The 13,387-nt window shown below is 52.3% G+C and carries 12 protein-coding genes and 1 pseudogene; 4 read left to right on the top strand and 9 right to left on the bottom strand.

Annotated elements, in window-relative coordinates:
* Positions 1-110 precede the first annotated feature (110 nt).
* On the bottom strand, positions 111-944 hold the full coding sequence (locus BN3772_RS21485) for an AraC family transcriptional regulator (protein ID WP_052380632.1): 834 nt from the start codon (positions 942-944) through the stop codon (positions 111-113).
* 144 nt (positions 945-1,088) lie between these two features.
* Here BN3772_RS21485 and BN3772_RS21480 point away from each other — a divergent pair, with 144 nt between their 5' ends.
* The 3 genes from BN3772_RS21480 to BN3772_RS21470 all read left to right on the top strand — a co-directional run bounded on the left by BN3772_RS21480 (position 1,089) and on the right by BN3772_RS21470 (position 4,419).
* On the top strand, positions 1,089-3,143 hold the full coding sequence (locus BN3772_RS21480) for a beta-galactosidase (RefSeq protein WP_042202136.1): 2,055 nt from the start codon (positions 1,089-1,091) through the stop codon (positions 3,141-3,143).
* 221 nt (positions 3,144-3,364) lie between these two features.
* On the top strand, positions 3,365-4,102 hold the full coding sequence (locus tag BN3772_RS21475; RefSeq protein WP_042202135.1) for an AzlC family ABC transporter permease: 738 nt from the start codon (positions 3,365-3,367) through the stop codon (positions 4,100-4,102).
* On the top strand, positions 4,093-4,419 hold the full coding sequence (locus BN3772_RS21470) for an AzlD domain-containing protein (RefSeq protein ID WP_042202133.1): 327 nt from the start codon (positions 4,093-4,095) through the stop codon (positions 4,417-4,419). Before BN3772_RS21475 ends, BN3772_RS21470 begins: the two co-directional genes overlap by 10 nt.
* A gap of 61 nt (positions 4,420-4,480) precedes the next feature.
* Here the strand turns inward: BN3772_RS21470 and BN3772_RS21465 are convergent, their stop codons facing one another.
* From BN3772_RS21465 to BN3772_RS21435, 7 genes are all read right to left on the bottom strand, one after another.
* Entirely contained in the window at positions 4,481-5,818 is a 1,338-nt protein-coding gene (locus tag BN3772_RS21465; protein ID WP_042202132.1) for a hypothetical protein, read from the bottom strand.
* Positions 5,815-6,897, bottom strand: coding sequence for a DUF58 domain-containing protein (locus BN3772_RS21460; RefSeq protein ID WP_042202131.1), 1,083 nt, complete (start codon positions 6,895-6,897; stop codon positions 5,815-5,817). The genes BN3772_RS21465 and BN3772_RS21460 overlap by 4 nt, the downstream gene beginning before the upstream one ends.
* A 3-nt stretch (positions 6,898-6,900) precedes the next feature.
* Positions 6,901-7,878 carry an AAA family ATPase gene (locus BN3772_RS21455; protein ID WP_042202130.1) on the bottom strand — a complete coding sequence of 326 codons (978 nt, stop codon included), beginning with the start codon at positions 7,876-7,878 and terminating at the stop codon, positions 6,901-6,903.
* Positions 7,879-7,972: 94 nt separating this feature from the next.
* A complete protein-coding gene (locus tag BN3772_RS21450; protein ID WP_042202129.1) occupies positions 7,973-9,064 on the bottom strand; it encodes a GerAB/ArcD/ProY family transporter in 1,092 nt (363 codons plus the stop codon).
* Positions 9,065-9,088: 24 nt separating this feature from the next.
* Positions 9,089-10,249, bottom strand: a complete 1,161-nt coding sequence (locus tag BN3772_RS21445; protein ID WP_042202127.1) for a Ger(x)C family spore germination protein — start codon at positions 10,247-10,249, stop codon at positions 9,089-9,091.
* Positions 10,246-11,694, bottom strand: a complete 1,449-nt coding sequence (locus BN3772_RS21440) for a spore germination protein (RefSeq protein ID WP_042202125.1) — start codon at positions 11,692-11,694, stop codon at positions 10,246-10,248. The genes BN3772_RS21445 and BN3772_RS21440 overlap by 4 nt, the downstream gene beginning before the upstream one ends.
* Positions 11,695-11,821: 127 nt before the next feature.
* Complete coding sequence (locus BN3772_RS21435) at positions 11,822-12,682, bottom strand: DUF421 domain-containing protein (RefSeq protein WP_042202122.1); 861 nt, start codon at positions 12,680-12,682, stop codon at positions 11,822-11,824.
* A gap of 174 nt (positions 12,683-12,856) precedes the next feature.
* Between BN3772_RS21435 and BN3772_RS21430 the strand changes: the two genes are divergently transcribed.
* A complete protein-coding gene (locus tag BN3772_RS21430; protein WP_042176500.1) occupies positions 12,857-13,063 on the top strand; it encodes a DUF1657 domain-containing protein in 207 nt (68 codons plus the stop codon).
* Positions 13,064-13,143: 80 nt separating this feature from the next.
* Here BN3772_RS21430 and BN3772_RS21425 read toward each other — a convergent pair.
* A pseudogene (locus tag BN3772_RS21425) lies at positions 13,144-13,387 on the bottom strand (hypothetical protein); the annotation flags it as partial.

Genomic DNA, 13,387 nt, shown 5'->3' with positions numbered 1-13,387 from the left:
TAACTGTTCCGGCTGTGTTGTAACCTTTTCCCCCTAAATACGCCAAAAACAGCATAATGGTTGCTGTTTTCTGCACAGGCTTTGTTAACTTTATCTTCCCTGTCAACAGACTATGAGCGGAAAGAGCGCCGGTACTGGCTTGGAGGCAGACCTTCTGCCCCTCTAAATACTTTTATAAAATAGCTGGATTGCTGAAATCCGCTTTGCAGGGCGATCTGCTCTACAGGCAGCTCGGTTGAAACCAGCAGCAGCTTAGCCTTGGCCAGACGGCATTCGCTTAAATAGCGGTTGGGCGTCTTCCCCATGGTGGAACGGAACAGCCGCAGAAAATGATAGCTGCTGTATCCTGCCAGCCTTGACATGCTCTCAAGCGTCCAGGGCCGTTCACATTCATTATGGATCAGATCGGCCGTACGGCGGATCGAATGACGGATTTCCAGCGGTACCGAGCCGTGCAGCGGTTCGGAATTCTGCAGCAGGGTGACCAGAATTTCATACAGGACAGCTGACAGGCGCGGCTCGCTCCTGGTCTCATAGGCTGCACTGAGGCCGTACATCTCCTCGAACAGCTGTTCAAGGCCGGCGTTCAGATCAAAGGTGAAGAAATAGCCCCGTGACTGGTCTGCCTCCTCCAGCAAAGGCAAGGAAACCGAGGTGCTGAAGTGGACCCAGCGGATCTCCCACGGCTGCGTGGGGTCTGAGCCGTACTGCTGATATGCTCCGCGGGAGTACAGGAAGCCGCTGCCTTTTCCCATTGGAATCCGTTCACCGTCCTGAAACACATATCCGGAGCCGTCAACAACCAGATGCAGATTGTAGCTGTTAAGCATCCCCTCACTCCTGCGGACCGCATGCTGCGGGAATTCGCTGTAATGTCCGATAAAATCCGGATAACAGACATAATGGGCATAGGCCGGAGCCGGGAGTACCCGTTGCTTCATCATTACATTACCTCTTTCCGCCTCTTAACACGGGGCACGCAATATAATCATATAATAGCAATATTCTGTTATATAAGATATATCACTGCTGCCATTACAATAGATTCATAGCTTTAATAAAGCATCTTTTTACATTTGGAGGTTATTATGAAGAAACCCGTTGCTGATAAGCAGTTTGAACTCGGCGTCTGTTATTACCCGGAGCACTGGCCGGAGGAAATGTGGGATGACGATTACCGCCGTATGGTGGAGACCGGATTCACAATTGTCCGGATGGGCGAATTCGCCTGGTCCATCTTTGAGCCGGAGGAAGGCAGCTTTCAATTCGGACTGTTCGACCGGGCTATTGATCTGGCGCATAGCCATGGACTTAAGGTCATTCTGGGTACACCGACAGCCACACCGCCGGCCTGGCTTACTTATAAATATCCTGAGGTGCTGAACGTGAGCCAGGAAGGTGTAACCCTTCAGCACGGCATGCGGCGGCACTATAATTACAGCAGCCCCAAATACCGTGAGCTGTGTGCCCGGATTGTAACTGAGATGGCCGGGCATTATGCCAATCATCCGGGTGTTACCGGCTGGCAGATTGATAATGAGCTGAATTGCGAGATCAATGTTTTCTACTCTGAAAGCGATCACACCTGCTTCCGCGAATGGCTAAAGCAGAGATACGGTACGCTGGATAAGCTGAATGAAGCCTGGGGAGCTATATTCTGGAATCAGACTTACTCAGACTGGTCACAGGTCTTCCTGACCCGCCCTACTCCTGTCCCACATCAGCCGAACCCGCATCAGGCGCTGGACGAGAAGCGTTTCATCTCAGATAATACGATTTCCTTTGCCAAGGTACAGTCCGATATACTCCGCGCTAAGGCGCCCGACCAATGGGTGACAACCAACGGCTTGTTTGGCCATCTTGACAGCCATGAGCTTAACAATGAACAGCTGGATTTCTTCAGCTACGATTCATATCCGCAGTTCTCAAGCATCCATTCCGATCCGGATGAGCAGAATCCGCTTGCTGACCGAAGCTGGAGCCTATCCTTGTCGGTCATCCGTTCAATCAGCCCGAACTACTGCATTATGGAGCAGCAGTCCGGTCCGGGCGGCTGGGTTAACCGGATGGATATGCCTTCACCTAAGCCGGGGCAGATGCGTCTGTGGACTTACCAGTCTATTGCCCACGGCGCGGATATGGTGCTCTACTTCCGCTGGCGCACAGCTACCATGGGGAACGAGATTTACTGGCACGGCATTAATGACTATCACAATCTGCCTAACCGCCGGGTCCGCGAAGCTTCTGCTATCGGCAAGGAGCTCGCTGCAGCAGGCAGCACCATTATTGGCACAAAGGCTCAAGCCTCAATTGCCATTGTGCGGGATTACGATAATGAGTGGGATGGCGAATATGATATCTGGCACGGGCCGTTCATGTGGCAGAGCAATAAAGAGTGGTTCAAAGCATTGCAGCATAAGCATATCCCGGCGGATGTAGTGTATATGCGCAGCAAGACCACCGCCAAGGAGCTGTCCCGTTATGACGTACTTGTCTATCCGCATCCGGCCATTATGACCGATGCCACAGCTGCTGTACTGGATGAATACGTGCAGCAGGGCGGTAAGCTCATCTTTGGCTGCCGGACCGGATACAAGGATTCCAGGGGGCAATGCTATATGCGCGCATTCCCGGGAGCTGCCAAGGAGCTGTGCGGGATAACCGTTGAAGAGTTCACTATGGTCAAAGGCAGACGTCTCCCTACAACAATCAAATGGACCCAAGGCAGTGAAGAGCTGACCGGTGCCGATTCGTTCAATGATATTTTGCAGGTAGAAGCTGATACTGTCGAGGTCATGGGTACGTACGCCAGTGATTATTATGCCGGCAAGCCTGCGGTTACCCGTAACAAACGCGGTCTTGGCGAGGTATGGTACTACGGGGCTGTATTCAATGAAGAATCGGCACTGCGCATCATCGACAGCCTGGAGCTGGCCTCCCCTGCTGCTGATTGGCTGGAGCTCCCGTCGGAGGTAGAGCTGCAGATCCGCAGCAGCGAGTCTGCCAGCCTGACCTTCCTGCTCAACTATAATGAGCTGCCGGTAGAAATTCTGCTCAAGGAGCCGCGCACCGATTTGCTGACAGGCCAAACACTGAACGGTACATTTATTATGGACGGCTTCGGCGTTCTGGTGCTGCAATAAACGGGTGTCTAGGGCCGATGAAGCTGCCTAGTTAGGCATTCTTTAACTTCAAAAAGGTCCCGCCGCATGACTTTCATGCGGCGGGACCTTTTCTGTTCCGGCTGCCAGCGGAAGGGGCATGAAGATTTCCCTTGCCAAGCTGCGGAAAGTATAAGATATTAAGATAATGCGTTTTTCCGGCAATACGTTAACTCATGACAGCCCGAAAGGAGGCCGTAAACATGAAATCCGAATCTGTACAGGCGGAGCTTGCTGCTGCCGCACCGGTTAGCGAGGAGAGCTTCCTGCAGGGGGTGAAGGATTGTATTCCAACGCTGCTTGGTTATCTGAGCATCGGCTTCGCCGCCGGTGTTGTCGAGAAGACCGCCGGCCTCTCCCTGGCCGAAATCGCCTTGATCTCGACTATACTGTATGCAGGGTCAGCCCAGTTCATAGCGGCCGGGATGATCGCAGCGGGAAGCACGGCGACCAGCATCATTATTACAATTCTGCTGGTTAATCTCCGCCATCTGCTGCTCAGTGCAGCTCTCTCGCCTTACTTTCGCCATCTGACGCCGCTGCGCAACCTGCTGATCGGCACACTGCTGACAGATGAGACCTTTGGTGTGGCAATCCAGAGAAGCGCGAACAGGAAGGCCATCAGCGAGAAATGGATGCACGGCCTCAATATTACCGCATATCTCAACTGGATCATTGCCAATCTGGCCGGTGCTGTGCTCGGGCAGTGGATCTCCAGTCCCGAAGAATGGGGGCTGGACTTCGCTCTGCCGGCCATGTTCATCGGACTGCTGGTGCTTACGCTGATCAGCAGAAGCAGATATGCGCTGGATATTACAGTCGGCCTCATTGCTATGGCTGTAGCCGTCGGCCTGTCTATCCTATGGTCCCCCAGCATCGGCGTTATTGCCGCTGCGGTAATAGCCTCAACGATAGGAGCTGTGATCGAAAAATGGAAGTAAGGCTTGATATCTTTCTGATTATTCTCGGAGCCGCACTGGTCACCTTTATCCCGCGGGTGCTGCCGCTAATGCTGCTCAGCCGGATTACCATTCCCGGATGGGGAATGCGCTGGCTGAATTACATGCCTATCGCTGTTATGTCCGCACTCATCGCCCAGGAGCTGTTCATTGACGGCGGGCGGTTCTCGGCGCTCTCCACCAATGTGGAGCTGATTGCTGCCCTCCCGGCCTTCTGGGTTGCCGTCAAAACCCGCAGCCTGCTGGGGACTGTCATCACGGGTGTGTTATCACTAATGCTGCTGCGGCTGGTATTCTGACCCGCGTAATCTGTTGCCTGCTGCAGCAACCCTGCTTACCTTTAGAGATCACAGCTAAAGATCACAGCTTCAGCTGTTTTTTCAGCTGCTCCAGTAGCACATCTTCCTTGCCTGAACCGGCTGTCTGGCCATATCTCGCTTCATTATACAGCTGCAGCAGCTCTGCAGGAGAAGCCTCGCTGCCGCTGCGATCCCCTTTGCGGTTCTGCTTCCTGCCTCCCGACCACTCAGCAATGTCGTCACCGGTCTCCTTGGGAGTCAGGTAGGCTTTGACCTCATAACCTTCAGACGCTCTGGCCGTCAGCCAGTGCCGGTACAGCCAGCGCACCCGCTCCCGGCTGCCCTCCATAGCCTCCCAACGGTCACTCCTGCTTCCGCTCTTCAGCCGGCTGCGCCAGTACTCACGGAAATTCTGCACCGTTTTCTCCCAGGCAAAAATACTCACCTCTTCATCCTGATAAGCAGCCTGCTCCTGCTTATTTTCCCTGCGCAGCATGCTCAGCAGTGCATCAACCGCCCGGCGGAAAATACCGGTGCTGTTCCTGTACAGCCAGCGCAGGCCGAAATATAAAGCAGCGATAACGATTACAGCCGCAAGCCCATAGAAGAGCACATCCAGAATTGCTGACAGCAATCCGGGCTCTTTCTTTTCGAATTGCAAAAACTCTTGTGACGAAGGCATGTCCTGACGGGTTAACGGGACGTCCTCTGACTTGGAGAATAGCCTGGAGAGCAAACCAAACAGTGTATAAACGGCACCTAACGCTACCGTTGCGATTGCTTTAACGGCCCCGGAAGCTAATAATACCGCTGCGATAATAAAGATCAGCATGAACATCCGGTTATACCGCCGCATTCCGGGAGGCAGACGTTTGGTTCCTGCAGCGAATATATTATAGTTCATGAAGCTGGTATTAGTATTCAGCAGGGCCAGCACAAGACAAACTCCGCCGCACCAGGTCAACAGAGTCAGACTATGCTGAAGCTCAGGAACCCTTGCATAAATAATGACCGCTGCAAAATATACCATGAGGCCGATCGCATAGGTTTTGATCCCATGCTCCCGGTTAGCCGCGTTCATTCCCAGATACGCGAATAGTGCACTGACAACCATAAACGGAATGGCATCAGGCTCCATTCCCCCTACTATTAATCCTGCTGCTGCCCCAAGGGGAAGCGAGGCCAGAATCTGCATCCATCTGCGCTTGAACACATGCCGCATTAGTACGCCGGCCAAGGATAATACCGGCAGAATACAGTACCACGGCAACGAAGCCTGACCGGACTGCAGATATACCTGAAGGAAGATCCAGAGCGGAAGAAACAGTAATCCTTCAATCAGACAGGCCAGCCATAATCTTAAGGAAGCCATAACCGGCTCACCTACCCTGCTGCTCATGCGCTATTCCTCCCTTCACCGGGAATATCAAGCCAGGCAATGCCGTTTCCGAGCAGCCTAAGCTCCTCTGCCGCAAGATCAAGCTCAGCACCCCTGTGGCAGCTGATGATGAGGTAGTCATTGTCAGACGGACTGCCCTCAGCTTCAAGCTCCAGCAGCCGCGACATCGGAATCGTACGGTCCAGCTGCAGCCGGGCCAGTAGTCCCAGCATTTCCGGCAGGCTTCCCGTCGGACCGGCATTTACAGGATCATTCTCTCCGTCCAGCCTTCCGTTAGACATCAGTCCGACTTCAAGACCGTGTCCGGCTGCATACTCCGCTACTGTTGCCGCATAGCGGATACCCAGCTCAATCCGTTCTTTATCTGTAATATTGCGCCACATCGCGTCGCTGATTTCCACATTCAGACAGATAATCAGCCTGGCATCGGCGGTGTGATCCTTCTGATGCACCTGCATCCTGCCGGTCCGGGCAGTAGCCTTCCAGTTCATCCCGCCGAGTGAGTCTCCCGGCCTGTACTCCCGGGTTCCGGCCGTCAGGAACGGGTCCTCTACGATCCAGCGCTTGACCGGCAGCTCACCGAGCCAGCTGTGGACAGGCAAAGGCAGCTCATAGACATCCATCATTGCCGGATATACCAGCAGCTCCAGCTGCAGCGGAAACATTTGGCTTCGGCGGCTCATGCCGAAGAAGTCTCCGGTCGTCATCGTTACCGATTCCAGCCGGAACAGGCCGCGCTGTTCACACCGGATCTGATGCCGGCGCTTGATATGCCGGTAAGACCGCAGATAGAACAGGCTGATATGATTCTGGTAGATCTCCCCGCTGCTGACCCCCAGGTTCTCCTGGCTGCCGAATTCAAGCCCCCGGGCAATACTGGATTCCAGACGCAGCCAGGGGAGCGGCAGCAGCTTGCCGTTGGCAATCTCCTCTACCATCTCTATCTGTTCCCCCTGATAGACAGTAGATGCAGAGAAATAACGGGTATAGCTGAGATTTTTGAGTGCGCTGCGCTGGTAAATCACTGACACGAACACCAGCAGCAGCAGTGTGCTCATAATAAGCCAGGGAAGGGACATGGGCTACTCCCCCCTTCCGCCTCTGGCTGCCGATACAGGCTCGGCCGGAACCTCCACTTCGCGGAGGATCTGCTGCACAACCTCTGCAGCCTGCCCCTCCCGTGATCCGGGACCGCGCTGGAGGACCAGACGGTGCGCGAGAACGGGTCCCGCCACAGCCTTAATATCATCAGGAATGACATAACTCCGGCCCTGGATTAAGGCATAGCCCTGTGATGCGCGCAGCAGCGCAAAGCCTGCACGTGGACTCGCACCGAGCTTGACAGATTGGGCTTTGCGGGTCGCTTCTACAATCCGTATCATATAAGCCAGCAGATCATCGCTGATATTGACTTCAGCAGTCAGGCGCTGGACCTCCTGAATCTGACGGGCATCCGCAACAGCGCCGGTATCCTCCAGCGGATTGTTCAGGCGGAACCGCTGAAGAATCTGCACGCCCTCCTCAAAAGCAGGATAACCGGTCGTTATCCGCAGCAGGAACCGGTCCAGCTGTGCTTCCGGAAGCGGAAAGGTTCCCTGGCTGTCAACCGGATTCTGGGTTGCTATAACGAGAAAAGGTGCTTCCAGCCCATGCGTTACGCCGTCGATGGTAATCTGGCGCTCCTCCATGCATTCCAGCAGGCTGGATTGTGTCCGCGGAGTCGCACGGTTGATCTCATCCGCCAGCAAAATACTGGCAAACACCGGACCAGGCCGGAATTCAAATTCACCGGTCTTCTGATTGTAGTAATTGATTCCGCTCAGATCAGAGGGCAATAAATCCGGGGTGAACTGAATTCTTTTGAACGGGCAGTCCAGAGACCGGGCAAGTGTCTTCGCCAGCAGTGTTTTTCCGGTACCCGGGACATCCTCCAGCAGCACGTGGCCGTTTGCCAGCAGCGCCGTGAGCAGCAGGTCCACACCGGCTTCTTTTCCTACGATAACCTTTGAGAGATTGCTGCGGATAGAGCTGATCAGCCTGCCAGCCTCTTGAATATTCATGAAGCATTCCACCATCCTATCGTCTATAAGGTATGTACTAAAGCTTAATCATACCAGAAAGCGCATCCATTTTATAATACATAAGTCGCTGCAATCAGCTGGCAGGCTTATTTATTCTGGATTTGATGAACGCAGCCATAGTGTAATAGACGGGAATGCACTCCACAACCAGCCAGAGTATAACCACCAGGAATGAATTAAAATCACTGTAATATCTGGTTATGCTGCGGGAATACAGGTAGGCGATGAGTATTGAACAGAAGACCAGGAATGGTACCATCAGCTTTTTCCCCTTCTGCTTCGTCAGGTACAGGGCGCACTTACTGGCTGCATAGATCATAAAGGAGCTGTGAATGAACATGGAGGCGGACCAGATGCCGATCAGAATCGGGTCCAGATTACCCATAATATCGTCATGCGACGAACTGCGCACCATATCAAGGTAAGGATACTGAACGTCTTTTCCGAGATGCGGTCCGAAGTTCAGCATAGTAAGCGCCCAACCGGCCAGAACGAGCACCGTCAATACGAATTCAGCCAGCAGAACCTTTTTCATAAAGCTATAGTTGATCTTAAGCTCTGGCGCGACAAACAGGAGTACCACCCATTCCGCGAACCATGAAGTAACTGTGACGGCATCCTTAATTGTTGTGCCCGGATCAAAGTAGTGAATAAAAGCCGGAAGCATCTGAAAATTGGCATTGGGCAAAAACAGATACAGTGAAAAAAAAGTAGTGGCAATTAACAGCAGGAAAACGCCGTCTGCCATATAGATTATCGTAGCCGCCCCCTTAGCCGCCGTATACGCGATGACTATGCCGATGGCAAGCTGAATAAACAGCGGAGGGGTGCCCCGCATATAATTCGATCCGAAGAACAGCACAAAATTTTCTATATCGTAAGAAGTATAGTATACGCACCAGCATAACAGTAACAACACCAGCACACGATGTCCCCATTTGCCCATAAACTGGCTGCCAAAATCTATCCAGGAGTCCCCTGTCTTCAACTTTCCGGCCTTAATCATAAAAAACAGCAGGACCACCGACATTGCACTGCCGAACAGAATTGATATCCAGCCCTGATAGCCAGAACCGGATACAATGACGGGGATCAGAAATATAGAGGTCTGCGAGTTAAAATAAACCAGACTGAAGCGGAAAATCTGCCAGTTCGTTGTACGCATTGCCCCCCTCCTGTTTCCGATCGTTTATTTGCTTGCCCCAAAATCAACAATGCTTATATCTGTCTTCACGACAATTCTCGCCCTGTCAGCATAATAGTCACTCCAGCGTTCCTTCAGCTTCTTCCATTCCTTGGGGTGGTTCCATTCAAGCAGCATCCCAAGCTGCAGGACATCTGATCCCGCCTCCTGAGTATGCTCCAGCGCTTTTTTTACTTCTGATTTAATTCTCTCCTCAAGCTTGGATTGAATCAGGCGGTTGTGATCCACTGCCTCATCTGTATTATTGTCGTCAAAAAGAGTAACGCTGGCCTTCCCCTTCAACCTGATATGAAAAACAGGCCCGTCTGCTGTCATTTGTACCTTTCTGGATACAGTATCACTATAAAAAAGAGCGCTGGCTTTGCCTTTGCTGTCCTGCTCATTCCAGACTACCGTGTACATTGGAAGGGATAGATGTCCGGAGAGATCTCCCGCGGCCCAGGAAAGCGCCCTGCTCTCGTCACTGTTTAGCGTTCCTGTCTTTTTCATACCATTGAAGAGCATGACCCCCTGCACGCCTGCCCATTTCACCGGCTCCCCCTGATCCTTCTCATCCGGCTTCACGCCAAACGAAAGATAGTTCATGGCATATCCCATATTGTTAGCCTCTGCCAGCAGGCAATCTCTGATCGTTGTAGCATAGGTCAGATTCAGCTCGGAAAAGTTTCTCAGCACCTGATCCGGAAGCTGCTCATAGACCGCGGACAGCCTGGCGACCTCACTGGCCTTACCCGGAGCCGCCATAATATAAGTTCCCTGCGGAATCTCAGGCTGCCGCTTACACCACTCAAGCAGTTCATGTATCCCGTTCGCCGCATACTCTTGACCGATGACAATCGCCTTAATATGTGAAATTTCCAGACGCCGGGACAGATCCGTTTGAATCATAATGATAGCATCGGTAATGCTGTGGGCCGTTTTAGTAACGGTCGAATAGCTTTTGCCCTGGGAAGTTCCGCCTTGAGTACCTGATACTAAGCGGTTCGGCAGCGGTGTGCTGATGGTTAATTCCACAGTTTCAGGCTCTTTCCCGGAGTCAACATACATGCCGAAAATAAATGTCAGCTCATCCAGCTCAAGCTTGGACCAGCAGCCGGTCAGGCTAAACAACAGCAGCAGAGCCATTCCCAGCCTGAGCAGCTTCATTTCGGTCTCTGCCTCCTGTCATTTTTACTGCCGGTGAAGGAGCTGCTCCGCCTGGTCATGAACGGATTAGGTACACGAAGCAGCGTATCCTTCCAGTCCTCCAGAATCAGCGGGGCTATTGGCTGCATGTAAGGAGTGCCGAATGATTTTAAATGAACCAGATGCCCGTAAATAATGAAGACAGCTACGATAACGCCAAGCAGTCCCATAGTACCGCCAAGCACGAGCAGCACGAAACGCAGCAGCCGGAAGGTCAGCCCAAGCTCCAGATGCGGAATGATATACGAGGCTATGCCTGTAATGGAGACTACAATGACCATCGGGGCAGATACAATGCCTGCCTGCACTGCTGCCTGGCCGATAACGATCCCTCCGATAATAGAGACTGTCTGGCCGACGGGTTTGGGAATCCGGGTTCCGGCTTCCCTCAGCGCTTCAAAGGTCAGCTCCATAATAAGTGCTTCCGTAAGGGCAGAGAAGGGAATATTTTCTCGTGCTGCCGCAATCGTCAGCAGCAGGTCAGACGGAACAATCTGCGAATGAAACGTGGTTACCGCTACATAAAAGGCTGGAAGCACCAAGGCTATTATTGAAAATAAAAAACGGACCATCCGGATCCAGCTGCCTGCATAAAAGCTCTGATAGTAGTCCTCTGACGACTGCAGCAGCGACATAAAGGTTACCGGAGTCAGCAGCGCGGAGGGTGTTCCGTCCTGTAATATACCGACACGGCCTTCCATCAGAGAGGCAGCTACAGAATCAGGACGTTCTGTATACTGGAATACCGGAAACGGAGAGAACTTGCCCTGCTTCACATGCTCGGCGATATAGCTGATGCCCAGGGCCCCGTCCATATTCAGATTAACCAGAACCTCCTCAATCTCAGCGAGAATTTCCGGCTTGTAGAGACCCTCAATGTAAACCAGGTACACGTCGGTTTTAGTATATTTTCCGATGGAGAAATGCTTGGTCTTCAGATCGGCATGCTTAATGATATGGCGCAGCAGGGACAGATTGGTTGCCACATCCTCAATGAAGGCTTCCTGCGGCCCGATAACCACCAGCTCATTCTGTGATTCAGATACAGCCCGCTTCTGATAATGGGTAATTTCAAAATAATAGAGAAAAGGCATACCCTCGATACACAGCACTGCATTTCCGCTGACCGCCAGCTCCACCGCCCTGTCAATGTCATATACCTTGATGTAAGGAATAGCAAAGGCTGACCCGTGATCCAGCCGCTTCAGAAATCCGGGCCAGTCCGGCTCGGCATTGGCCTCGGCCTTCAGCGGGGAAGCAACAAATTCCTGCAGACTGAGCGTATCCACAATGGACGGGATGTAGATCAGCATGCAGGGCTGCCCGTGAATGTTAATCGACTGGTAGACTGCATCACTGCTGCCGTGCAGCTGCTCTTTAATCGCATCCAGAACGCTTGCCGCCATCGCTTTCCCGCCTCCTTCAGCATAAATTTGAATCTGGCTTAGTTTGCCAAGCCTCACTGGAAATATACACCTGCTGCCCACCTGCACACAGCCAACAAGACCGGCAGCTGTGCCGGTCTAAGCGTGACTAACTTTGAATAAACGGTTTAAGCTCCTGTATCAGGCGCTGCAGCTTTACCGAGCAATCCTCATACAGCTGCTTCGCCTCCGGATTAACTGTTGACAGGCTGAACAGCTCCAGGTCCGCTTCGCATTTTTTCAGGAGGGCATACAGCTGGGGCTTTTCCTGGGACTGCGGCACCTGCACCTTATCTGCATACAGATCAACTGTCAGCTCCCCGTAGGAATCCACCTGTCCGAGAAAAACATTCTCCACCGTCAGCCCCAGCTTTTCTAGCTGCATATTCAGCCAGCCGCGTGTCAGATTCAGATCATCCAGAGGCTGATCCAGTATTTTTCCGTCCATAATAACAGCCTGTGTCTCCTTCTCCGGAGCTACCTTAATCCCAAGATGCTTTGGGGTAAGCGGCTGATTCTCTCTTGTAAGCAGCACATTAATGGCACCGTCCGACTCCATAATGGCAAATTCCACATCTGCAACTGTAAAAACATCCTTTTTCCGCAGTCCTTCAAGCAGCTCATCGGTCGTCAGCTTTTCTTTGCGCATGTTGCTCTCCAGAATCTTGCCGTCCTTGATCAGCACGGTGGACTTGAAGTCGATGAAATCGCGGGCCTTTTTACTCTTGATCTGCAGGAACTCAATGCCCAGCGAAAAGGCAACCCATACAAAGAGGGCCAGAAACCCCAGATGCCACGTATTATCCGTATCCAGCGAGATGTAAGCAGCCAGATTCCCGATGGTTATCCCTGTTATATACTCAAAGAAGGAGAGCTGGGACACCTGTCTTTTACCAAGCAGCTTAATCAAAAAGAACAAGACCACTACAGCAAATATAGTTCTTACCATAACCTCTAACCAATCCGGCATTTGGATTCCCCCTGTGAATAAGAGCTTTGTCGTACCTGTGTCCTATTCATTATTTGTCAAAAGAGGGGGGATTTACTCCCTATAGGTTAGATCATTTCCTGAATCATCTTCCGTTACGCAGCCGATACTAGGTATACAAGTCTGTACAACTTTAATCACAAGGAGGATTACAATATGACCGTTGCCTCACAAGTGAAGACCTGCCTCTCTTCACTCAAAAGTGCTCAGGCCAGCCTCGAACAGTTCGCTATGGAGACCCAGAACGAAGAAGCCAAAACAATGTTCACTAATGCTGCCGGGCAGACCCAGCAGATCGTGGAGCAGGTTGAAGGCCGGGTAGCCCAGCTTGAGAAGGAGGAGCCGCAGTACCGGGGATTTTAACGTTAATTAATAGATACAGTAAAAAGGCTGTTCCGCTGCAGACCTCTGCAGAATACGGAACAGCCTCTTTAAGTTCTATTCTATACAGATTCCAGCTTCTGCCGCAGCTCTCCGCCGGATTGGCCTAGCAGGTCGGCAATTTCCAGCTTGCGGCCGGTTCTTGCACTTTCCAGAGCCCCGAACACCATCGCCATACTGTAAATGTTGTCCCGGCAGTCCGTTTCAGCCGGGCGCCGCTCACTGACGGCTTGGAACATTTCCCGGAGGCAGCCGTGATGGAAGGTCTCATCCATCAGAACCTCAGCTCCCTGCGTCCGCTCGTAT

Source organism: Paenibacillus camerounensis (assembly GCF_000723885.1).
Lineage (GTDB): Bacteria > Bacillota > Bacilli > Paenibacillales > Paenibacillaceae > Paenibacillus_AQ > Paenibacillus_AQ camerounensis.
Note: the sequence above shows the minus strand (reverse complement) of the source record. Positions and strands in the feature narration are given on the sequence as shown.

What these genes read in the sequence shown, in the direction of transcription:
- BN3772_RS21450 (WP_042202129.1), bottom strand. Translation starts at nt 9,064, where the DNA reads ATGCGTACAACGAACTGGCAGATTTTCCGCTTCAGTCTGGTTTATTTT.
- BN3772_RS21475 (WP_042202135.1), top strand. Translation starts at nt 3,365, where the DNA reads ATGAAATCCGAATCTGTACAGGCGGAGCTTGCTGCTGCCGCACCGGTT.
- BN3772_RS21440 (WP_042202125.1), bottom strand. Translation starts at nt 11,694, where the DNA reads ATGGCGGCAAGCGTTCTGGATGCGATTAAAGAGCAGCTGCACGGCAGC.
- BN3772_RS21465 (WP_042202132.1), bottom strand. Translation starts at nt 5,818, where the DNA reads ATGAGCAGCAGGGTAGGTGAGCCGGTTATGGCTTCCTTAAGATTATGG.
- BN3772_RS21460 (WP_042202131.1), bottom strand. Translation starts at nt 6,897, where the DNA reads ATGTCCCTTCCCTGGCTTATTATGAGCACACTGCTGCTGCTGGTGTTC.
- BN3772_RS21470 (WP_042202133.1), top strand. Translation starts at nt 4,093, where the DNA reads ATGGAAGTAAGGCTTGATATCTTTCTGATTATTCTCGGAGCCGCACTG.
- BN3772_RS21455 (WP_042202130.1), bottom strand. Translation starts at nt 7,878, where the DNA reads ATGAATATTCAAGAGGCTGGCAGGCTGATCAGCTCTATCCGCAGCAAT.
- BN3772_RS21430 (WP_042176500.1), top strand. Translation starts at nt 12,857, where the DNA reads ATGACCGTTGCCTCACAAGTGAAGACCTGCCTCTCTTCACTCAAAAGT.
- BN3772_RS21485 (WP_052380632.1), bottom strand. Translation starts at nt 944, where the DNA reads ATGATGAAGCAACGGGTACTCCCGGCTCCGGCCTATGCCCATTATGTC.
- BN3772_RS21435 (WP_042202122.1), bottom strand. Translation starts at nt 12,682, where the DNA reads ATGCCGGATTGGTTAGAGGTTATGGTAAGAACTATATTTGCTGTAGTG.
- BN3772_RS21480 (WP_042202136.1), top strand. Translation starts at nt 1,089, where the DNA reads ATGAAGAAACCCGTTGCTGATAAGCAGTTTGAACTCGGCGTCTGTTAT.
- BN3772_RS21445 (WP_042202127.1), bottom strand. Translation starts at nt 10,249, where the DNA reads ATGAAGCTGCTCAGGCTGGGAATGGCTCTGCTGCTGTTGTTTAGCCTG.